We start from the raw sequence: 19,410 nt of genomic DNA, 5'->3' as shown, positions 1-19,410 counted from the left end.
GGCCGACGACACCCCGGCGTCCCCGCCACGCCTGCGTTTTCCCGCTACGCCTTGATGCCCACGCCCGCCCAGAAGCTGACCTCGGCGTCCGTGGGGGACTCGGCGGCGCCCGCGGACCCGGCGGCGGGCCGCCAGCGGTGGCCGACGCTGACGCCCGGGTCGATCAGGTCGAGCCCGTCGAAGAAGCGGGCGACCTCCTTCTCGGCGCGGAACCGCACCGGCGTCCCCGCGCTGGTGTAGATCTCGGTGACCTTCTCCCAGGTGGCGGGGTCGAAGTCGGGCGTGCAGTGGCTCAGGGCCAGCGCGCTGCCGACGGGGAGGGCGTCGAGGAAGCGGTTCACGATGCCGTACGGGTCCTGCGCGTCGGTGATGAAGTGCATCAGCGCGTTCAGGGACAGCGCGACCGGCCGCTCGAAATCGATCACCTCGGCCAGTTCCACGGCCGTGAGCAGGGCCTCGGGGTCGTTGACATCCGCCTCGATGTAGGTGGTGCGGCCCTGTGGGGTGCTGCGCATCAGACGCTCGGCGTACTTGAGGACGAGCGGGTCGTTGTCGGCGTAGACCACCCGGGCCTCGGGGGCCACGGACTGAGCGACCTGGTGCAGGTTCGGCTCGGTGGGGATGCCGGTGCCGATGTCGAGCCACTGCCGGATGCCGTACTCCTGGGCCAGGACCCGGGTGGCCCGGTGCATGAAGGACCGGACCTCGCGAGCGCACACGAAGATCCCCGGGTAGGCGTCGGCGACGGTCTCGGCGGCCCGCTTGTCGATCTCGAAGTGGTCCTTGCCGCCCAGGTAGTAGTCGTACATGCGGGCCGAGTGCGGCCTGCTGGTGTCCAGGTCCCGGCCGGCGTGGCTGTTGTTCATCCTGCTCCCTTTCAGAGTGTGCGTCGCTGTACCGGCTGGCCGGTTCAGCCGACCGTGAGGTGGTCGGCCATGCCCTGTTTGATCCCGCGGACGAAGGCGCTGATCTCCTCGGGCGTGTAGATCAGCGCGGGTCCTGCCGGGTCGGTCGACTGACGGACGGCGACCCGGCCGTCCGCGAGTTGCTTCGTCTCCACACACTGACCGCCGTTGGGCCCGCTCCACGGGCGTTCCCAACCCTGCTCGCCCAGTGCCGAGGCCGGCATGCCGTTGTAGACAGTACTGTTGGTGGGGGTCATGAGTACTCCTTACGCATGCGGTTCAAGAGCACCTTGCTGTCCTCGGACGAGGTCAGCAGAGACATGCGGGTGTGCGCCTCCAGGTGGGCGACCACGTCCTCGCGCTCGTCCAGGTACATCGAGGCGGACAGGATCTCGCTGTAGACGATGTCCGGCAGTTCCGGTTCCTCGAACCGGAAGTAGGTGAAGGGCGCGCACGCCCCGACATGGGCACCGGCGGAGAAGGGGACGATGTCGATGCTGACATGGTCGAGTTCGGAGGCTTCCAGGAGCCGGTCGATCTGCTCGCGCATCACCTGGGGGCCGCCGACCGCCCGGTGCAGCACAGCCTCCTCCATGACCACCCACAGGGTGGGCGCGTCCTGCCTCTCCAACAGGCTCTGGCGGCGCAGCCGCAGGTCGACGCGGCGCTCCAGATCCTCGTCACTGCCGTTGGGCATGCCGCCTTGCAGGACGCCGCGCGCGTAGGCGGGTGTCTGGAGCAGGCCCGTGACGTAGTGGGGTTCGTAGGTGCGCAGGGTCTTGGCGCCGGTCTCCAGACTCACGTACGCCGTGAACCAGTTGGGCACCACATCACGGTAGAGGTGCCACCAGCCGGGTTCGTTGGCCCGCTCGGCCAGGGCGACGAACTCGTCGATCTCCTGCCGCCCCGCCCCGTAGGTCTCCAGGAGCTTCTCGACGTAGAGCGGCTTGAGGGCGACCTCGGCCTTCTCCAGACGGCGGATCGTCAGCGGCTTGACGCGCAGCGCCTTGGCCGCGTCCTCCAGTGAAGCGCCCGCCTGCTGCCGCATGTCCTGGAGGCGACGGCCGAGGATCATGCGCAGGACCGTGGGTGCGCTGGTGCCGGAGCCGGACCTGCTTTCGATCACGCCACTACCTCCTGAAGAACTGTCACCCATACGAGTCTGACAGTGACTTGAGGAGAACGCCAGACCGAAAAACGACTTGCTGAAAATATCAGGGAGACGGTTGCAGCATGAAGTGAACGCCGAGCATAGTTGACCGTGTGAGCGAATTCGCCGCAGCTGTGGTGCATCGCCAACTTCTCCTCATCAGGCGGAGGTTGGCGCCCCGGGCGTTCGGACGACAACGGGCCACCCCCTGAACGCGCCCCTCCCCCATGGGGGTTTCCCGTAGCTGCCGGCCCGCCCGCTGCCCGTCCCCCTTGGAAGGCGATCTCTGTGACCCCCCACACGACCTCCACCGTTCACCGCCCCACCGCCCATGCGCCCTACCGTGAGCACTGGTTCGGCCTCCCGGCACTGCGCACCAGCGTGAAAGCGGCGCGCGACACCGTGCGCGAGCGGCTGTGCGCGTGGCGGGTGCCCGGTGACCTGTGCTGCGACGCAGTGCTGCTCGTCTCCGAACTGGCCACCAACGCCGTCATCCACACCAGCAGCGCCCGATTCCTGTGCGGCATAGCACTGGCAGGCGACGAGTGTCTGCGGATCGAGGTGCACGACGAAGACCGCACCACGGGCCGCCCGGCCGAGCGTCGGCCCGACCCCCGCGACGAGGGCGGACGGGGGCTGCTGCTGGTCGACCAGCTCGCCGCGGCCTGGGGAACCGACCGGTCGACCCGTACCGAGGGCACGGTGGTCTGGGCGGATCTGCGGGCCGGGTCCTGAAACCCGGCCCGGCCGGGCCCGAGGGAGGGACCGGTCGGGCTGTCGGGCAGCGGGGCGAGTAGGGGTCAGCCGCAGTGCGGTGCCTTCGCCGTCGGGCCGCAGTGCGGTGCCTTCGCCATCGGCCGAGAGCGCCAGGCAGCCGTCGGGGGTGACGGCGAGTCCGGCGAAGGCGCGGGGCGCATCAGGCATGCCGCCCGCGAACAGCTCGGGTTCGGCGCGGGGGACGACGCCGGGCGGCGGGCCCAAGGCAGATTCTCGGCGTCCGCCCGCCATTCTCCGGTGCCGGTACGGATCGCCGACAGCGTGCGGTGTGTGCGCCCCACGGCGAACAGGTCCTCGCCGAGCGCGGTGAGACCCTCCGGTGCGCCGAGCCCGTCCGCGACGACGGCCTCAGCTCCGGGGGCGGGCTCGACGTTCCCGTATCAGGTGCCGCCGACGTCCCCACCCTTCTCCACGCCCTTCTCCACGATCCGGATCGAGTCGACGCCGGCCTGTCGCAGCCGCACACCGGTCGGCAGGCCGCCGAACCCGCCGCCCACGACGAGCACGTCGACCCGGCCGCGGCGCGGTGCACAGCTGAACTCCAGGTCGTCGTACGGGTCCTCGTCGAAGGCGGGGGGTTGCGGGCGACGACGCGGTGCGAGGGGCGGACATCGGCGTCCTGGTCCCTTCCGGTGAACGGGGAGGGCGGGCAGGGCAGTTGGGCGGGGCGACCGCTCGACGGACGCCGAAGTCCGGCCGGCTCAGGCGTTCGGCTCCTCGGTCACCGTGATGGCGCCCGCCGGGCAGACGGCGGCCGCCTCCCGCACGGACGCGTGCCGGTCGGGCGCGGGCGACGCGTCGAGCAGGACGACGACTCCGTCGTCGTCGCGTTGGTCGAACACCTCGGGCGCGGTCAGCACACACTGGCCCGCGCCACAGCAACGGTCTTGATCCACACTGATCTTCACCGGACGGTCCTCTCCTGCGAGTGCTCTCCGGTCACCAGCTCACCGGTACCGCGTTCAGGCCACCCACCAGGAGGCCCTGGACGCGCGGCAGTTCCTCGGCGGGCACGGCCAGGCGGAGGGTGGGCAGCTTGCGCAGCAGGACCTCCAGGGCGACCTGGAGCTCCGTGCGGGCCAGGGCCTGGCCCAGGCAGGAGTGCGGCCCGACGCCGAAGGTCAGATGCGGGTTCGGGGACCGGGTGAGGTCCATCCGGTCGGCGTCGGCGAAGGCCCGCTCGTCACGGTTGGCGGCGGGCATGCTGCACACCACGGTGGTGCCGCTCGGCAGCAGCTCACCGTCGATCTCGACGTCCTCGGTGAGGAAACGCCGCATCCCGAAGCCGAGGTTGGCGTCGAACCGCAGCGACTCCTCCACCGCGGTGCGCACCAGGGAGGGGTCGGCCAGCAGCCGCTCCCACCGGCTGCGGTCGGCGAGCAGCAGGGAGACCATCTTGCCGATCATGTTCGCGGTGGTCTCGTGGCCCGCGACCAGCAGGCCCATGCCCGTGGCGACGAGTTCCTGGTCGGACAGCCCCTGGCCGTCCGGCTCGCTCTCCTTGACCAGCATGCTGAGCAGATCGTCGCCGGGCCGCGCCCGGATCGCCTCGATGTGTGCGGACATATACGCGGTGAACTCGTCGTGGGACGCCTTGGTCTGCTCGCCGGAGAAGCGGGTGACGTTCAGGAAGGCGTCGGACCAGTGGGAGAAGCGGTCCCGGTCCTCGGCGGGCACGCCCAGGATGTCGCAGATGACGTAGACGGGCAGCAGGAAGCCGAGGCCGGCCTTGAGGTCGCCGGGCTCGCCGCGCCGGATCATGTCGTCCACCAGGTGTTCGGCGGTCCGCACCATGCCGGGGCGCAGCGCCGTCATGCGCTTCGCGGTGAAGTACTTGCCGACCTGGCGCCGCCACCGCTGATGGGGCTCGCCGCGGTCCGGCAGGGTCAGCGCGCCGTCGCCGTCGGCCGCGGGGCCGCCCACGCCCTCGGGAGCGATGCGGGCGGCGCCGTCCCCGGCCTTCGGGCGGGCGAAGCGGGTGTCGGTGAGCAGTGACTTGACGTGCTCGTAGCGGGTCAGGTACGCCGCCCGGTCCCCGCTGGGCAGTTCGACGGTGGCCACCGGGCACTGCCGGCGCAACTGCTCCCATTCGGCGGGCGGCTCCAGGGGGCTGTCGGTGGGCAGGGGCAGACGAAGGACCTGGTCATCGGGGCGCATCTGCTTCTCCTCGTGGGGGGGGTGGGAGATTCCTGGTGGGGGTGTGATGGGGGTGCGACGCACAGACACAGACGCTGTCGCGGTCGAGTTCGGGGTCGCGAACGGGACGCTATGTCATTGTGCATCGTGCATCAAGTGTGCATGATGCACTTCTACTCAGGTGGCGTGTTTTCACCGTAGGGTGAGCCCACGGTCACGGGGGGACGGAGGAATCGGCGTGGATGCGCGCGAGGCAGGGGAACGCATCGAGCGGGAGCTGCTGATACTGACGCGCCACCGGGACATGTCGTCGCCGCGCGGCGTACGTGGCGGCGACGAGCTGGACCGCAGCGCGTATGTGCTGCTCAGCAGGTTGGAGGCGCAGGGGCCGATGTCCGTGCCGGACTTCGTCGAGGCATTCGGGCTCGCCGCGTCGACGTTCACCCGGCAGACCTCGGCGCTGCTGCGGCAGGGGCTGGTGGAGCGGACGCTCGACCCGGCCGGCGGGCCGGCCCGCAAGTACCGGATCACCGAGGAGGGGCTGCGGCGGCTGGCCGTACAGCGCGCGGCCATGGCGGACGGCCTCGCCCAGGTCGTCGCCGACTGGACAGCCGAGCGCCGGCGCCGCTTCATCGCGGACCTGCGGCGGTTCAACTCGGACATCGAACGCCTCACCCACCGCCCCTGGCCCCGAACCGACTCCCCGCCGCCCCGGCCCGCCGCCGTCCCCGACGAGCTGCTCTGACACGGGGATTGCATGCGGTCCGCGGGGCCCGTGCGCCGTCTCCCCGGAAGCCCGCGCACCGTCCCGCAGGAGCACCGTTCCGGGCGATCCTTCCGGGCGATCCCGGGCCGGTCGGCGGGCCTTCGCCCGTACCCTGTGCCCATGGACGATGCGTCGATGGTCGGGCTCATGGGGCGGGTCACCGGCACGGTCGGACCCGGGCTGGTCGGCGAGGTGATCGTCCGGGTGCGCGGCGGCGCGGAACACTTCCTCGCCTACGCCGCGGCCGGGGCGGACCGGATCGAGCCGGGCACGGTGGTGATGGTGGTGGAGTACCTGCCGCCGAGAACGGTGTACGTCACCGCCGCGTACGACAGTTGAGCATGCTCCGTCCCAGGTGAGGGCGGCCTGGTCAAGATTGTGGCAAAGATCGGCGGACGTCTTCTCCGGCCGCCCCGGCGGGCGCACACTCCCCTCGTTCGGTGCCGCACAGGCACCAGGCCAAGGGGGGCTCATGCCGATGGTGGTCGGCGTCGTGGCGGGGGCGGTCGTTGTCGCCGTCCTCGTACTGATCGCACTGTTCAAGATGATGTGGCGGGTCGCGGAGCCGAACGAGGCACTCATCATCTCCGGCTCGAAACACCGCACCGAGGGCCTTGAGGAGGGCATGGGATTCCGTATCGTCACCGGGCGCGGCACGCTGGTGCTGCCCGGCGTCCAGGCGGTGCGCAAGCTCTCCCTCGATCTGAACGAGACCGAGTTGCAGGTGGACTGCGTGACCCACCAGGGCATCCCGTTGAGGGTGCGGGGCGTGGTCATCTTCAAGGTGGGCGACGACTTCGTGTCGATCGCCAACGCGTCCCGCCGGTTCCTGGACCAGCAGAAGCTGATGTCCGAGCGGGTGCACAACGTCTTCGCCGGTCATCTCCGCTCGATCGTGGGCGGGTTGACGGTCGAGGACATGATCCGCGACCGGGAGAAGCTGACCGGGCAGACCCGGGCGGCCTGCGGCACGGAGATGGAGAAGCTGGGGCTGATCGTCGACTCGCTGCAGATCCACGAGATCGAGGACCCGAGCGGCTATATCCAGAACCTGGCCGCCCCGCACGCGGCGGCCGTACAGCGGGACGCGCGCATCGCGCAGGCGGAGTCGAACCGGCTCGCCACCGAGGCGGAGCAGCAGTCGTTCGCGCGGATGGCGGAGGCCACCCGGGACAGCGAGATCCTCCAGGCCGGGTACCAGGCCGAGCGGGACAAGGCGGCGGCGAAGGCCCGGCAGGCCGGTCCGCTCGCCGAGGCCGGCGCCCGCCAGGAAGTCGTCGTCCAGGAGACACGTGTCGCCGAGTTGGAGGCGCACCGGCGCGAACAGCAGCTCCAGGCGGATGTGCGCAAGCCGGCCGACGCCCAGGCATACGAGAAGCGCACGCTGGCCGAGGCCGAGCGCGATGCCCGGATCTCGGCGGCGCAGGCCAAGGCGAAGGAGACGGAACTCGCGGCGGCGGCCGAGGCGACCCGGGTGAAGACGGCCGCGGGCGCCGAGGCCGAGGCGACCAAGGCCCGGGGCGCGGCGAGCGCCGCGGCGACCCGGGCGACGGGCGAGGCCGAAGCGGCGGCGGCACAGGCGAAGGGGCTGGCGACCGCCGAGGCGACCCGGGCCAAGGGGCTCGCGGAGGCGGAGGCCATCAAGGCGCGGGCGACGGCCCTGGCCGAGAACCAGGAGGCCGTCGTCGCCCAGCAACTCGCCGAGAAATGGCCGGAGATCGTCCAGGCGGGCGCGTCGGCCTTCGGCAACGTGGACAACATGGTGCTGCTCAACGGCGCCGACGGTATGGCTGACATGTTCGCGAAGGCGCTCACCATGGGCGGCGCCGGGCTGGGTCTGGCCCGTCAGCTGCTCGCCTCGATGAACGGCGACGGCCAGGCACCGCACGGGACTTCGCCCACCGGAGGCGCGCCCTCGGCGTCCCGGCCGCAGCAGGTGCCGGTGACCTCGGACCAGGGGTGACCCCCTCGGGTCCCGGCGGGGGAACCCTCTAGTGCCCCGGCAGGCAACGTTTACCCGTTGAGGAGCGGCGTCGTGGGGGTCCCCCCTGCTCGAAGAGCTCGGGGGAGCGTGCCGGGCGTCGTGACGGGGCGAACGTTGCCTGTTGGGGCACTAGGGTTCCCCCGTGACCGCCTTTACCGATGAAGACGTCCCGGGCCGCTCCGGCGCCTCCGCCACGACCGAGGCCGACCCCCACGAGGTGGGCCGGGTGCGCACCGAGTACGCTCCCGCGCACGACGGCGACCCCGATCCCGGGGAGATCGTGTGGACCTGGGTGCCGTTCGAGGAGAACGACGGACGCGGCAAGGACCGGCCGGTGCTGGTCGTGGCCCGTGAGTCGGCCGGCACCCTGCTGGCGGTGCAGCTGTCGAGCAAGCGGCACGACGGCGACCGGGAGTGGGTGGCGATCGGCAGCGGGCCGTGGGACCGCTCGGGGCGCGATTCCTGGGTGGACGTGGACCGGGTGCTGCGGCTGCACGAGGAGGGCATGCGCCGGGAGGCGTGCGCCTTGGACCGGATGCGGTTCAACTTGGTCGTGCACCGGCTGCGGGAGCGCTACGGCTGGCGCTGAAGCGCACCGAAACGCCCGCACGAAGGCGGGCGGCGATCCTCACACCACGACTCCCGGCACTCGGTCCAGCCCCGGACACCACGTGCGCGAAGTGCACGGGATGCTCAGAGTGCTCGGAATGCTCGGATGTCTGCGCGAATCACCCGCCGAGGCCGAGCAGAGCACGGAAGGCACCCGCCACCCGGGCCACATCGTTCGAGACACGCCGCAGTCCCGGGCACCCGGCACCGGCCGCCGACGGCCGGACGCCGCGGCGACCTCCAGGACCCACCCGACACACGCCTACGACGAACACCCGACAACGGCACGGCCACGTCCGCCGCGGCGCCGGACGGCACAACGCTGGCGTCGGGGATCGGCGCCCTGATCACCGCCCGAACCGTTCCGGCCTGGGTGCCGCACCCTCGATGCCACTGAACCCGACGCCCCACACCGAGGCCGCGCCGACGAACCGGCGGGACACGCCGCTGGACGCAGGAAGGCACCCGCCACCCGGGCCACATCGTTCGAGACACGCCGCAGTCCCGGGCACCCGGCACCGGCCGCCCACGGCCGGACGCCGCGGCGACCTCCAGGACCCACCCGACACACGACGAACACCCGACAACGGCACGGCCACGTCCGCCGCGAGGCCGCGGCGGCGGACCGGCGAGGGGGCGTCGCTGGGCGCGCTGAGCGCCGTGGCGGGCGTCGCCATCGCCATGGGCCCACTGCGCGCCGCGGCCGTGCGGAATCCGGCCGCAAGCGGCCCGTCGAGCAGGGCGCCGACCCGGCCGTCCCGGAAGCGGGCACGGCCGGTGAGCGGATGACCCGGCTCAGGTGTCCGCCACCCGGATGGGTGGTACCCCCAGCCCCTGAACACGCACCGCGCACTCCCCCGTCGTGCTCATGCGCGCATCGTGGGTGATGCTGGTGCTGCGGTGCAACGGGGTTCTCCCGGCCCCGGAACGTGCTGGAAACGCCCACGGAAATGGAGGTGACCGATCCAGAACGTCCGGTTGCGCACCCTTGTGCGCATCGCTCCCAGGGTCTTGGGTGGGACGAGTGCCCGCCCGGCCGCACCGGAACCCGGGCCGATGGCATGGTGGAATCTCAGGAGGATCCCGACATGTCGGATGCATCTACCGCGTCGCCGAGTGACTGTACGACACCCCGTACCCCCCTCACCGAGGCAGAGGTCGAGGCGCTCGTCCACGGCATCTGCTTCAAGACGGGCCCGCCCCGCACCGTCGGCGTGGAAGTGGAATGGCTCGTCCATGAGCTGCGCACACCGCAGCTCCCCGTGACACCCGAACGACTCGAAGCGGCCTACGCCGCACTGCGGTCCGTGCCTTTGAGGTCGGCGCTCACCGTCGAGCCCGGCGGCCAGCTGGAGCTGAGCTCGCCGCCCGCCGCCTCGCTGATGGAGTGCATCGGCACTGTCTCCGCCGACCTCGACGCCGTCCGCGCGGCCTTGCGCCGAGACGGCCTCCACCTGGTCGGCCTCGGCCACGACCCCTGGCACCCACCCCGCCGGTACCTGCGCGAGCCCCGGTACGAGGCGATGGAGACCTGTCTCGACCGGACGGGCCCGGCCGGCCGGCACATGATGTGCACCTCGGCCTCCGTCCAGGTGTGCCTGGACGCCGGCTACGAGGAGCCGGGACCGCTCGGCCACGGGCGGCGCTGGTGGCTCGCGCACCAGCTGGGTCCCGTCCTGGTGGCCGCGTTCGCCAATTCCCCGATGACCGGACGGCGGCCCACCGGCTGGCTCTCCACCCGGCAGCTGCTGTGGATGGAGATCGGTCCCGGCCGGGCCGGCGCGCCCCCGCTGAACGGCGAGCCGCGCGCCGCCTGGACCCGGCACGTCATGGACGCGCCGGTGATGTGCGTACGCCGGGACGGCGGCCCGTGGGAGGTCCCCGACGGGCTCAGCTTCCGCGACTGGACCCGGTCCCGCACTCCCCGGGCGCCCACCCGGGAGGACCTCGACTACCATCTGACGACCCTGTTCCCGCCGGTCAGGCCGCGCGGTCACCTGGAGCTGCGGATGATCGACGCGCAGCCCGGCGAGGACGGCTGGATCGTGCCGCTCGCGGTGACGACCGCGCTCTTCGACGACCCGCAGGCCGCCGAGACCGCCTACCGGGCCGTGAAGCCCCTGGCCGAACGCTCGCTCGCGCAGCCCGCGCCGCACAACCCGCTGTGGCTGGACGCGGCACGCTCCGGCCTCGGCGACCCCGAACTGCACGAGGCGGCGGTCGGCTGTTTCACGGCGGCCCTGGAGGCGCTGCCCCGGCTCGGCGCCACCACGGAGGTCACGGACGCCGTAGCGGCGTACCACGACCGCTATGTCCGCCGGGGCCGCTGCCCCGCCGACGACCTGCTCGACGCACTGCACGCCCCCGAGAAGGACTTCCCCGTATGACCGCCCCCGAGATGGACGGCGAGGCCGTCCGCGACCGCGCGCTCGCCTCGCTCACCCGGGCCCGGGCCCGCACCACCCTGCTGACCGGCTGCGTCGAGGAGCCCGACCTCGTCGCGCAGCACTCGCCGCTGATGTCCCCGCTGGTGTGGGACCTCGCCCACATCGGCAACCAGGAGGAGCTGTGGCTGCTGCGGGCGGTCGGCGGGCGCGAGGCGATACGCCCGGAGATAGACAGCCTGTACGACGCCTTCGAGCACCCGCGCGCCGAGCGGCCCACGCTGCCGCTGCTGCCGCCCGACGAGGCCCGCCGCTATGCGGCCGAGGTGCGTGGCCACGCCCTCGACCTGCTGGAGAACGCCGCGTTCCGCGGGAGCCGGCTGACCGAGGCGGGCTTCGCCTTCGGGATGATCGCGCAGCATGAACAGCAGCACGACGAGACCATGCTGATCACCCATCAGCTCCGCAAGGGCCCGCGGGCCCTGACCGCGCCCGACCCGGCGCCGGCGCCGCCGTTCGACGGACCGGCCGAAGTCCTGGTCCCCGGAGGCCCGTTCACCATGGGCACCACCACCGAGCCATGGGCGCTGGACAACGAACGTCCCGCGCACCGGCGGGAGGTGGCGCCCTTCCACATCGACACCGCTCCGGTGACGAACGCCGCGTACCAGGAGTTCATCGAGGACGGCGGCTACACCGACGAACGCTGGTGGGCGCCGGCGGGCTGGGCACACATCCGCCGGCACGGTATCCACGCGCCGCTGTTCTGGCGCCGCGACGGCGGGCAGTGGCTGCGGCGGCACTTCGGGGTCACCGAGGTCGTCCCGCCCGACGAGCCGGTGCTGCACGTGTGCTGGTACGAGGCGGACGCGTACGCGCGCTGGGCCGGGCGACGGCTGCCCACCGAGACGGAGTGGGAGAAGGCCGCCCGGCACGATCCCGTCCAGGGCCGCTCGACGCGCTACCCGTGGGGCGACGCCGACCCGGCGCCCGACCACGCCAACCTGGGCCAGCGCCATCTGCGCCCGGCCCCGGCCGGCAGCTATCCGGCCGGTGCATCGCCGCTCGGCGTACGGCAGTTGATCGGCGACGTCTGGGAGTGGACGGCGAGCGACTTCCTGCCCTATCCCGGCTTCACCGCGTTCCCGTACAAGGAGTACTCGGAGGTGTTCTTCGGGTCCGACCACAAGGTGCTGCGCGGCGGTTCGTTCGCGGTGGACCCGGTGGCCTGCCGGGGCACGTTCCGCAACTGGGACTATCCGATCCGGCGGCAGATCTTCTCCGGGTTCCGCACCGCACGCTCGGGAGACCTCTGATGTGCCGGCATCTGGCCTACCTGGGTCCCGAAGCGCCGCTCGGCCGGCTCCTGGTGGACCCGCCGCACGGCCTGTACCGGCAGTCGTGGGCACCGCGCTGGCAGCGGTACGGAACGGTCAACGCCGATGGCTTCGGGGTGGGTTGGTACGCGCCGGGCGACCCGGTGCCCGCGCGCTACCGGCGGTCCGGGCCGATCTGGGCCGATCCGTCCTTCACCGACCTGGCCCGGGTCGTGCGCACCGGCGCGCTGCTGGCCGCGGTGCGGGACGCGACCCTGCCCGGCGCGGACGGTGCGGCCGCGGCGGCGCCGTTCGCCGGGGACCGCTGGCTGTTCAGCCACAACGGCGCCGTGGCCGGGTGGCCCGCGGCGGCTGCGCCGCTGGTCCCCGCGCTGCCGCCGGTCGAGATGCTCTCGCTGGAAGCGCGCACCGACTCCGCGTTCGTCTGGGCGCTGCTGCTGCACCGGCTGCGCGCGGGCGAGGACCCCGGCCGGGCGCTGGCCGACACGGTCGGTGAGCTGGCCGAGGCGGCTCCGGCCTCCCGGCTCAACCTGCTGCTGACCGACGGCACGGCCGTGCTGGCCACCGCCTGGGGCGACACCCTCTGGTACCGCGCCGGTGCGGACGACGGCACCGTCGTCGCCTCCGAGCCGTACGACGACGATCCGCGCTGGCGGGAGGTCCCCGACCGCACCCTGCTCAGGGCGGACCGCGCCGAAGTCCGGCTCAGCTCGCTCAAGGACCCGGCACCCGCACCTTAAGGAGCCTTGCACGTGACTCCCCTGCACGTCACCCGCACCCTCCCGGAGAACGCCACGGACGCGGCGCTGCGCGCCGACGTCCGCCGCGGTCTGACCGGGTCCCCCAAGACGCTGCCGCCGAAGTGGTTCTACGACGCCCGGGGCAGCGAGCTGTTCGAGCGGATCACCGAACTGCCCGAGTACTACCCGACGCGCGCCGAGCGGGAGATCCTCCTCGCCCGGGCGGACGAGATCGCCGCCGCGACCCGGGCCCGCACCCTGGTGGAACTGGGCTCCGGTTCCTCGGAGAAGACCCGGCATCTGATCGACGCCCTCACCGGGCTGCGTGTCTATGTCCCGGTGGACGTCAGCGAGAGCGCGCTGGTCCAGGCAGGGCAGGCCCTCATCGACGAGCGGCCGGGGCTCACCGTGCACGCCCTGATCGCCGACTTCACGGCCGGGCTGACCCTGCCCGAGACGCCCGGCCCGAGGCTGCTGGCCTTCCTCGGCGGCACGATCGGCAATCTGCTGCCCGCCGAACGGGCCGCCTTCCTGGCCTCGGTGCGGCGTCTGCTGTCGCCGGGCGACGCACTGCTGCTCGGCACGGACCTGGTCAAGGACGAGCGGACCCTGGTCCGGGCGTACGACGACGCGGCCGGGGTGACGGCCGAGTTCGACAAGAACGTACTGGCCGTCGTCAACCGCGAGTTGGGCGCCGACTTCGATCCGGGCGCGTTCGACCATGTGGCGCTGTGGGACGCGGAGAACGAGTGGATCGAGATGCGGCTGCGCTCCCGTACCGCCCAGACCGTGAAGGTCCCGGTGCTGGACCTCGCCGTGCACTTCGCGGCGGGCGAGGAACTGCGCACCGAGGTGTCGGCGAAGTTCCGCGAGGACGGGGTGACCGCGGAACTGGCCGCCGCCGGGCTGGAACGGGCCCATTGGTGGACCGACGCGGCGGGCCGCTTCGCGTTGTCGCTGAGCATGGCCCGGTGAGGTGACCTCACCCGAGGCCCGGGGCGAGCGCCTGCGTGATCCGTTCGCAGGCGCGGCGGGCCTCGGCCCCCCGGGTCCGGGCCGCCGGGAACCTGCCGCAGTCCCAGCGCCGCCGCCTCCCCCGGGCAGCCTGGTCACGTACACCTTGAGGGGGTCAAGTGCCACTCGGGGATACAAGTGCCAGTCGGGGATACGGGTGCGACGCCTCGCGCTTCGCCGCGGCATACGGCACGGTGGAGTGACGCGTGCCACACCGGCCGCGGGGGACGCGTCGCGCCGCCAGGGCCGAGAGGAGCACGCATGTCCCACCACACCTACCGGGTCACCGAGATCGTCGGCAGCTCGCACGAGGGCGTCGACCAGGCCATCCGCAACGGGATCGCCCGCGCCGGACAGACCCTGCGCAACCTGGACTGGTTCGAGGTGACGCAGGTCAGGGGCCAGATCGAGAACGGGCGCATCGAGCACTACCAGGTCGGCCTGAAGGTGGGCTTCCGCATCGAGGACGAGGACTGAGCGCCACCCCGTCCCCACTCGCCCGACCTGACCCGACTGCCTCGGGGCGGACCCGCGCGGGTCCGCCCCCGCGAGCCTCCCGGGGCACCCAGCCCAGATCGGGCCCTCGTCCGCCTCTCCCAGCCCCCGGCGCCCCGCTCAGGTCCGGCCCTCCCGGCCCTGGGCGTCCGTCAGTGTGGTGGACCGGTTCGCCCAGCGGGCGCGCACGACGGGGAAACCGGCCCGCTCGGCGTCGTCGCACACCAGCTCGTCGTCGTCCACGAGGACGCGGACCTCACGGTCCCGGGCCAGCCGGCGGAGGATCTCCAGCTTGGTGAACCGGGCGGGCCTGCGGTCGGCGTCGCGCCGCATGAAGACGCGGCCCCGCGGCAACCCCTGGGCGTCGAGCCAGTCCAGCGTGTCGCGTCGGCAGCGCTCGGGCCGCCCGGTCAGATAGACGATGTCGCACTCCCGCGCACTCTCCTTGGCCAAGGCCACACCCTCGGCGATCGGCGGGTCCTGCGGCGCCGCGGCGAAGAATCCGTTCCAGTCGCGCGGCCCGCTCCGCAGAAACCGCTGCCGGTGCGCGGTGTCGGCGAGGGTGTTGTCGAGATCGAACACGGCGATCGGGCGCCCGCTGCTGTCTGTCACCGGCCCACCTTAGCCAGCCCCGCGACATTGTTAATGGGATCCATTTTCATATAGCCTCATCTCCGCCCGTCCCCGGTACGAGACAGGAGCCACGATGGCCGTTCCCAAACGGAAGATGTCCCGCAGCAACACCCGGCACCGCCGCGCCCAGTGGAAGGCGGTGACGCCCACGCTGGTGCCGGTGACCGTCGACGGCGTCCGCCACCTCGTACCGCAGCGGCTGGTCAGGGCGTACGAGCGCGGCCTGCTGCGCCCCACGGACTGACCGCGCACGGCGTTCGCCCCGGCGCACCGGCGCGCACGCCCCGGGCGGGAATCCCGGGGCGGCCACGGCGTTGACACCCCTGTGAGCCCGCTGATCCCCAGAACCCGGTTCTCCGTCCTCGACCGCTCCCGCACCCGTGAGGGACACCCACAGGCCGAGGCGCTGCGCGACACCGTCGCACTGGCCCGGGAGCTGGAGGCGCTCGGCTACCACCGCATCTGGGTGTCCGAGCACCACGGCGTGCCCGGAGTCGCGGGCTCCGCGCCGACGGTGCTGGCCGCGGCCGTGGCCGCCGCGACGCGCACGATCCGGGTCGGCACCGGCGGGGTGATGCTGCCCAACCACCAATCCCTGGTCGTGGCCGAGCAGTTCGGCGTCCTGGAGTCGCTGTATCCGGGGCGGATCGACATGGGTCTCGGCCGTTCCGTGGGCTTCACCGACGGGGTGCGCAAGGCCCTCGGACGCGACAAGGGCGCGGCCGAGGACTTCGCGGCGCAACTCGGCGAACTGCTGGGCTGGTTCCGTGGCGGCTCCCCGACCGGGGTGCGCGCCCGCCCGGCGGACGGGCTGCGCGTGCCGCCGTTCGTGCTCGCCATGGGCGAGGGCGCCGACATCGCGGCCCGCGCGGGGCTGCCCCTGGTCATCGGCGATCTGCGCGGCCGGGAGAGGATGCTGCGCGGCATCGACACGTACCGGAGCCGTTTTAGGCCCTCGCCATGGGCGGCACGGCCCTACGTCGTGATCTCCGGCACGGTCGCGGTGGCCGGCACCGAGGCGGCGGCGCGGCGGCTCCTCCTCCCGGAGGCATGGTCCATGGCGTACTCCCGCACGCACGGCACCTTCCCTCCGCTGCCCCCGGCCGAGGCCGTCGAGACGCGCGCGATGACCGCGAAGGAACAGAGCTTCTACGAGTCCGGCCTGACCGGCCACATCGCCGGCACCGAGGACCGGGTCGGGCACGAACTGGAGACGGTGCTCAAGGAGACCGGGGCCGACGAGGTCCTGGTCACGACCAGCACCTACGACCGCGCGGCCCTGCTCGACTCCTACCGGCGCCTGGCCCGGATCGTGCGCCCCGCGACCGCCGCCGTATGACCGACGGGGGCGGCCGTCAGCCCTCCACGGCCGCCGGTCTGCCGACGCGGATCGTCACCGAGCCGTCGGCCGCGTCCACCACGGCGCGGTCGCCCGGGGACAGTTGGCCGGACAGCAGCAGGTCGGCGATCCGGTCGTCGACCTCGCGCTGGATGGTGCGGCGCAGCGGGCGGGCCCCGAAGTCCGGCTGATAGCCGAGGTTCGCGAGCAGCGCGGCGGCCTCGTCGGTGACCTCCAGGGTGACTTCCTGGGCGTGCAGTCGTCGTCGGGTGTGCTCAAGCAGCAGGTCGACGATCTGCCGCAGCTGGGTGCGATCCAGGCCGCGGAAGACGATGATCTCGTCGATGCGGTTGAGGAACTCCGGCCGGAAGTGCTGGTGCAGGAGCGGCAGTACCGACTCGCGGACCTTCGTGTAGTCCTCGACGCCGGCGGCCAGGATCCGGTCGGCGCCGATGTTCGACGTCATGATGACGACCGTGTTCTTGAAGTCGACCGTGCGCCCCTGGGAGTCGGTCAGCCGGCCGTCGTCCAGCAGTTGCAACAGCGTGTTGAAGACGTCGGGGTGCGCCTTCTCCACCTCGTCCAGCAGCAGCACGGCGTACGGCTGCCTGCGCACCGCCTCGGTGAGCTGGCCGGCCTCCTCGTGGCCGACATATCCGGGCGGGGCACCGACCAGGCGGGAGACGGTGTGCCGCTCCTGGAACTCGCTCATGTCCAGCCGGATCATGCGGGTGTCGTCGCCGAAGAGGGCGGCGGCCAGGGCGCGTGCCAGCTCGGTCTTGCCGACGCCGGTCGGGCCGAGGAACAGGAAACTGCCCACGGGCCGATGGGGGTCGCTCATGCCCGCGCGGGCCCGCCGGACCGCGCGGGCGACGGCGGTGATCGCCTCGTCCTGGCCGACGACACGCTCGTGGAGATGCTCCTCCAGCCTCATCAGCCGCTCCCGCTCCTCCTCGGTGAGCTGGGCGACCGGGATGCCGGTGGTGCGGGAGACCACCTCGGCGATGTCCTCGGCGGTGACCTCGGGCGTCCGCTCCTCCGCCTTGGCCGCCTCGGCCAGCCGGGTCTCGGCCTCCTTGACCCGGTCGCGCAGTTCCTTCGCGCGCTCGTACTCCTCGTCGGCGACCGCCTGGTCCTTCTCCCGGTTGAGCGCGGCGATCCGGTCCTCGACGTCCCGGGTGTCGGCGAGCGGGGTCCTGGCGCGCAGCCGCACCCGGGCGGCGGCCTGGTCCATCAGGTCGATCGCCTTGTCGGGCAGGAAGCGGGCGGTGATGTAGCGGTCGGACAGCTCGGCCGCGGCGACGACCGCCTCGTCGGTGATGCGGACCTGGTGGTGGGCCTCGTAGCGATCGCGCAGGCCGTGCAGGATCTCGATGGTGTCGTCGACGGTGGGCTCGCCGACCAGGATCGGCGCGAAGCGGCGCTCCAGGGCGGCGTCCTTCTCGATGTGCCTGCGGTACTCGTCCACCGTGGTCGCGCCGATGAGGTGCAGCGCGCCGCGGGCCAGGGCGGGCTTGAGCATATTGCCCGCGTCCAGGCCGCCCTCGCCGCCCGAGCCGGCCCCGACGACGGTGTGCACCTCGTCCAGGAACAGCACGAGTTCGTCGCTGTGCTCGCCGACCTCGTCGAGCAGCTTCTTGAGCCGCTCCTCGAACTCGCCGCGGTACTTGGTCCCGGCCACCAGCCCGGCCAGATCCAGGGAGACCAGCCGCTTGTCACTGAGGGTCTGGGGCACATCCCCGGCGGCGATGCGCTGGGCGATCCCCTCCACGATGGCGGTCTTGCCGACACCGGGGTCGCCGATGAGGACCGGGTTGTTCTTGCTGCGCCGCGACAGCACCTCGATGGTCTGCTCGACCTCGTCGTCGCGGCCGATCACCGGGTCGAGGCGGCCCGCCCGGGCGTCCTCGGTGAGGTCGCGGCCGTACTCGTCCAGGGTCGGCGTGTTGCTGGGTCTGTGCCGCTCGGCGGCGCTCTCCGTGGGCATCCGGGCCGGCTCCCAGCCGCTCTCCGCCAGCACCCGGCCGGCCGCCGACTCCGGGTTCGCGGCGAGCGCCCGCAGCAGGTGCTCGGGGCCGATGTACGAGGCTCCCTCGGCGCGCGAGATCTGGTACGCGTCGAGCAGGGCGCGCTTGGCGGCCGGGGTCAGGGTGGCGGGCTCGGTCTTCTCGCCGCTGTCCGCGACGGTGCCGAGCCGCTCCCGGATGCCGTCGGGATCCGCGCCGGCCTCGCCGATCAGGCGCCGGGTCGCATCGTGCTCGGTGGCGGCGGCCAGCAGATGCCGGGCGTCGAGATCCTCGCTGCCCTCCGCGGCGGCGATGTCCCGTGCCGCCGCGACCAGCTCGCGGCCCCGTTCCGACAGCAGGCTGCCGATGTCGACCCGCTGGACCCGCCGGGCGGGCGCGGCCTGAGCGGACCCGCCGAAGAAACGGGACATCAGCTCGTCGAACTCCTCGAAGGGGCTGCGTCCGAATCCGAAACCGGGAGTAGTCATCCTCGCGGGCCTTTCTGCGGCGGCAGGCATACCTAGCGTCCAAATTGACACAAAGGGGACACTCATGCATCCGTACGCCCGGGCCCGCCGAGATGCGAACCGCGTCCCGGCCGGTGAGTCTGGAGGAGGTAGCCGCTACATCAGCTAGGAGGGTTGCCATGTCCATCATGGACAAGCTCAAAGGCATGCTCAAAGGCCACGAGGACCAGGCGAGCAAGGGCATCGACAAGGCCGGCGACTACGCCGACGAGCGGACCGGCAACAAGTACCAGTCCCAGGTCGACACGGCCCAGCAGAAGATGAAGGACGAACTGGGCGACCAGGACAGGGACGTTCCTCCACATCCGTAGATCCGCGGCCACCGGGGCAGCGGGTCAGGGCGACTCGGCAGGCCGGAACGGCGGGATCCGTCGCCGTTCCGGCCAGGCCGACAAGGCCGACAAGGCCGCGAAGACCACCGGGCCGACGCCCCGTGGCCTCGGTGCGGCCGACCCTTCCGCCCCGACACCGCACTCCAAACCACCCCAACGCCGACATCCCGTCCCAGCCGGTACACCTGCACCTACCGAGGCACAGGCGACACGACCACCGGGGCAGCGGGCCAGGGCAACTCGGCAGGCCGGAACGGCGGAATCCGTCGCCGTTCC

At 72.3% G+C, this 19,410-nt stretch carries 21 protein-coding genes; 13 read left to right on the top strand and 8 right to left on the bottom strand.

What is annotated here, in order from left to right:
* Window positions 1-44: 44 nt before the first annotated feature.
* Genes ACWEKM_RS37545 through ACWEKM_RS37535 form a run of 3 tightly spaced genes read right to left on the bottom strand, consistent with a single transcriptional unit; the run spans window position 45 to window position 2,031 of the window.
* Window positions 45-866 carry an SAM-dependent methyltransferase gene (locus tag ACWEKM_RS37545; RefSeq protein ID WP_451625767.1) on the bottom strand — a complete coding sequence of 274 codons (822 nt, stop codon included), beginning with the start codon at window positions 864-866 and terminating at the stop codon, window positions 45-47.
* A gap of 44 nt (window positions 867-910) precedes the next feature.
* A complete protein-coding gene (locus tag ACWEKM_RS37540) occupies window positions 911-1,162 on the bottom strand; it encodes a DUF397 domain-containing protein (RefSeq protein WP_451625766.1) in 252 nt (83 codons plus the stop codon).
* Window positions 1,159-2,031, bottom strand: a complete 873-nt coding sequence (locus ACWEKM_RS37535) for a helix-turn-helix domain-containing protein (RefSeq protein WP_451625765.1) — start codon at window positions 2,029-2,031, stop codon at window positions 1,159-1,161. The genes ACWEKM_RS37540 and ACWEKM_RS37535 overlap by 4 nt, the downstream gene beginning before the upstream one ends.
* A 312-nt stretch (window positions 2,032-2,343) precedes the next feature.
* On the opposite strand from ACWEKM_RS37535, the gene ACWEKM_RS37530 reads away from it, so the two are divergent.
* A complete protein-coding gene (locus ACWEKM_RS37530) occupies window positions 2,344-2,790 on the top strand; it encodes an ATP-binding protein (protein WP_451625764.1) in 447 nt (148 codons plus the stop codon).
* Window positions 2,791-3,212: 422 nt separating this feature from the next.
* Here the strand turns inward: ACWEKM_RS37530 and ACWEKM_RS37525 are convergent, their stop codons facing one another.
* From ACWEKM_RS37525 to ACWEKM_RS37515, 3 genes are all read right to left on the bottom strand, one after another.
* Entirely contained in the window at window positions 3,213-3,338 is a 126-nt protein-coding gene (locus tag ACWEKM_RS37525; RefSeq protein ID WP_451625763.1) for an FAD-binding protein, read from the bottom strand.
* A 195-nt stretch (window positions 3,339-3,533) separates the two neighbouring features.
* The gene (locus tag ACWEKM_RS37520; RefSeq protein WP_451625762.1) at window positions 3,534-3,740 is read right to left on the bottom strand and encodes a ferredoxin; all 207 of its coding nucleotides are present in this window, start codon (window positions 3,738-3,740) and stop codon (window positions 3,534-3,536) included.
* A gap of 31 nt (window positions 3,741-3,771) precedes the next feature.
* The gene (locus ACWEKM_RS37515; protein ID WP_451625761.1) at window positions 3,772-4,989 is read right to left on the bottom strand and encodes a cytochrome P450; all 1,218 of its coding nucleotides are present in this window, start codon (window positions 4,987-4,989) and stop codon (window positions 3,772-3,774) included.
* Window positions 4,990-5,206: 217 nt separating this feature from the next.
* Between ACWEKM_RS37515 and ACWEKM_RS37510 the strand changes: the two genes are divergently transcribed.
* The 9 genes from ACWEKM_RS37510 to ACWEKM_RS37470 all read left to right on the top strand — a co-directional run bounded on the left by ACWEKM_RS37510 (window position 5,207) and on the right by ACWEKM_RS37470 (window position 14,279).
* Window positions 5,207-5,713, top strand: coding sequence for a MarR family winged helix-turn-helix transcriptional regulator (locus ACWEKM_RS37510; protein WP_451625760.1), 507 nt, complete (start codon window positions 5,207-5,209; stop codon window positions 5,711-5,713).
* 141 nt (window positions 5,714-5,854) lie between these two features.
* Window positions 5,855-6,073, top strand: coding sequence for a hypothetical protein (locus tag ACWEKM_RS37505; RefSeq protein WP_451625759.1), 219 nt, complete (start codon window positions 5,855-5,857; stop codon window positions 6,071-6,073).
* Window positions 6,074-6,206: 133 nt separating this feature from the next.
* On the top strand, window positions 6,207-7,697 hold the full coding sequence (locus ACWEKM_RS37500) for a flotillin family protein (RefSeq protein ID WP_451625758.1): 1,491 nt from the start codon (window positions 6,207-6,209) through the stop codon (window positions 7,695-7,697).
* Window positions 7,698-7,860: 163 nt separating this feature from the next.
* Window positions 7,861-8,307: a type II toxin-antitoxin system PemK/MazF family toxin gene (locus ACWEKM_RS37495; RefSeq protein ID WP_451625757.1), complete on the top strand. Its 447-nt coding sequence runs from the start codon at window positions 7,861-7,863 to the stop codon at window positions 8,305-8,307.
* 1,108 nt (window positions 8,308-9,415) lie between these two features.
* On the top strand, window positions 9,416-10,714 hold the full coding sequence (gene egtA / locus ACWEKM_RS37490; protein WP_451625756.1) for an ergothioneine biosynthesis glutamate--cysteine ligase EgtA: 1,299 nt from the start codon (window positions 9,416-9,418) through the stop codon (window positions 10,712-10,714).
* A complete protein-coding gene (gene egtB, locus ACWEKM_RS37485; RefSeq protein WP_451625755.1) occupies window positions 10,711-12,027 on the top strand; it encodes an ergothioneine biosynthesis protein EgtB in 1,317 nt (438 codons plus the stop codon). Before egtA ends, egtB begins: the two co-directional genes overlap by 4 nt.
* A complete protein-coding gene (gene egtC, locus ACWEKM_RS37480; RefSeq protein ID WP_451625754.1) occupies window positions 12,027-12,788 on the top strand; it encodes an ergothioneine biosynthesis protein EgtC in 762 nt (253 codons plus the stop codon). The genes egtB and egtC overlap by 1 nt, the downstream gene beginning before the upstream one ends.
* Window positions 12,789-12,800: 12 nt before the next feature.
* Window positions 12,801-13,763, top strand: coding sequence for an L-histidine N(alpha)-methyltransferase (gene egtD, locus ACWEKM_RS37475; protein WP_451625753.1), 963 nt, complete (start codon window positions 12,801-12,803; stop codon window positions 13,761-13,763).
* A gap of 300 nt (window positions 13,764-14,063) precedes the next feature.
* Complete coding sequence (locus tag ACWEKM_RS37470) at window positions 14,064-14,279, top strand: dodecin (protein WP_451625752.1); 216 nt, start codon at window positions 14,064-14,066, stop codon at window positions 14,277-14,279.
* A gap of 138 nt (window positions 14,280-14,417) precedes the next feature.
* Here the strand turns inward: ACWEKM_RS37470 and ACWEKM_RS37465 are convergent, their stop codons facing one another.
* Window positions 14,418-14,909, bottom strand: a complete 492-nt coding sequence (locus tag ACWEKM_RS37465; protein WP_451625751.1) for a phosphatase domain-containing protein — start codon at window positions 14,907-14,909, stop codon at window positions 14,418-14,420.
* Window positions 14,910-15,003: 94 nt separating this feature from the next.
* Between ACWEKM_RS37465 and rpmF the strand changes: the two genes are divergently transcribed.
* Both rpmF and ACWEKM_RS37455 read left to right on the top strand, forming a co-directional pair.
* On the top strand, window positions 15,004-15,174 hold the full coding sequence (gene rpmF / locus ACWEKM_RS37460; RefSeq protein ID WP_451625750.1) for a 50S ribosomal protein L32: 171 nt from the start codon (window positions 15,004-15,006) through the stop codon (window positions 15,172-15,174).
* A gap of 81 nt (window positions 15,175-15,255) precedes the next feature.
* Complete coding sequence (locus tag ACWEKM_RS37455; protein ID WP_451625749.1) at window positions 15,256-16,269, top strand: LLM class flavin-dependent oxidoreductase; 1,014 nt, start codon at window positions 15,256-15,258, stop codon at window positions 16,267-16,269.
* Between the two features lie 16 nt (window positions 16,270-16,285).
* Here ACWEKM_RS37455 and ACWEKM_RS37450 read toward each other — a convergent pair whose 3' ends face one another.
* Complete coding sequence (locus ACWEKM_RS37450; RefSeq protein WP_451625748.1) at window positions 16,286-18,763, bottom strand: ATP-dependent Clp protease ATP-binding subunit; 2,478 nt, start codon at window positions 18,761-18,763, stop codon at window positions 16,286-16,288.
* A 158-nt stretch (window positions 18,764-18,921) separates the two neighbouring features.
* Between ACWEKM_RS37450 and ACWEKM_RS37445 the strand changes: the two genes are divergently transcribed.
* Window positions 18,922-19,113: an antitoxin gene (locus ACWEKM_RS37445; protein ID WP_451625747.1), complete on the top strand. Its 192-nt coding sequence runs from the start codon at window positions 18,922-18,924 to the stop codon at window positions 19,111-19,113.
* The last annotated feature ends 297 nt before the right edge of the window (window positions 19,114-19,410 follow it).

The sequence above is a fragment of the Streptomyces sp. NPDC004752 genome, assembly GCF_053601275.1.
Note: the sequence above shows the minus strand (reverse complement) of the source record. Positions and strands in the feature narration are given on the sequence as shown.

What these genes read in the sequence shown, in the direction of transcription:
- ACWEKM_RS37545 (WP_451625767.1), bottom strand. Translation starts at nt 866, where the DNA reads ATGAACAACAGCCACGCCGGCCGGGACCTGGACACCAGCAGGCCGCAC.
- ACWEKM_RS37540 (WP_451625766.1), bottom strand. Translation starts at nt 1,162, where the DNA reads ATGACCCCCACCAACAGTACTGTCTACAACGGCATGCCGGCCTCGGCA.
- ACWEKM_RS37515 (WP_451625761.1), bottom strand. Translation starts at nt 4,989, where the DNA reads ATGCGCCCCGATGACCAGGTCCTTCGTCTGCCCCTGCCCACCGACAGC.
- ACWEKM_RS37505 (WP_451625759.1), top strand. Translation starts at nt 5,855, where the DNA reads ATGGACGATGCGTCGATGGTCGGGCTCATGGGGCGGGTCACCGGCACG.
- ACWEKM_RS37500 (WP_451625758.1), top strand. Translation starts at nt 6,207, where the DNA reads ATGCCGATGGTGGTCGGCGTCGTGGCGGGGGCGGTCGTTGTCGCCGTC.
- egtA (WP_451625756.1), top strand. Translation starts at nt 9,416, where the DNA reads ATGTCGGATGCATCTACCGCGTCGCCGAGTGACTGTACGACACCCCGT.
- egtB (WP_451625755.1), top strand. Translation starts at nt 10,711, where the DNA reads ATGACCGCCCCCGAGATGGACGGCGAGGCCGTCCGCGACCGCGCGCTC.
- egtC (WP_451625754.1), top strand. Translation starts at nt 12,027, where the DNA reads ATGTGCCGGCATCTGGCCTACCTGGGTCCCGAAGCGCCGCTCGGCCGG.
- ACWEKM_RS37470 (WP_451625752.1), top strand. Translation starts at nt 14,064, where the DNA reads ATGTCCCACCACACCTACCGGGTCACCGAGATCGTCGGCAGCTCGCAC.
- rpmF (WP_451625750.1), top strand. Translation starts at nt 15,004, where the DNA reads ATGGCCGTTCCCAAACGGAAGATGTCCCGCAGCAACACCCGGCACCGC.
- ACWEKM_RS37450 (WP_451625748.1), bottom strand. Translation starts at nt 18,763, where the DNA reads ATGACTACTCCCGGTTTCGGATTCGGACGCAGCCCCTTCGAGGAGTTC.
- ACWEKM_RS37445 (WP_451625747.1), top strand. Translation starts at nt 18,922, where the DNA reads ATGTCCATCATGGACAAGCTCAAAGGCATGCTCAAAGGCCACGAGGAC.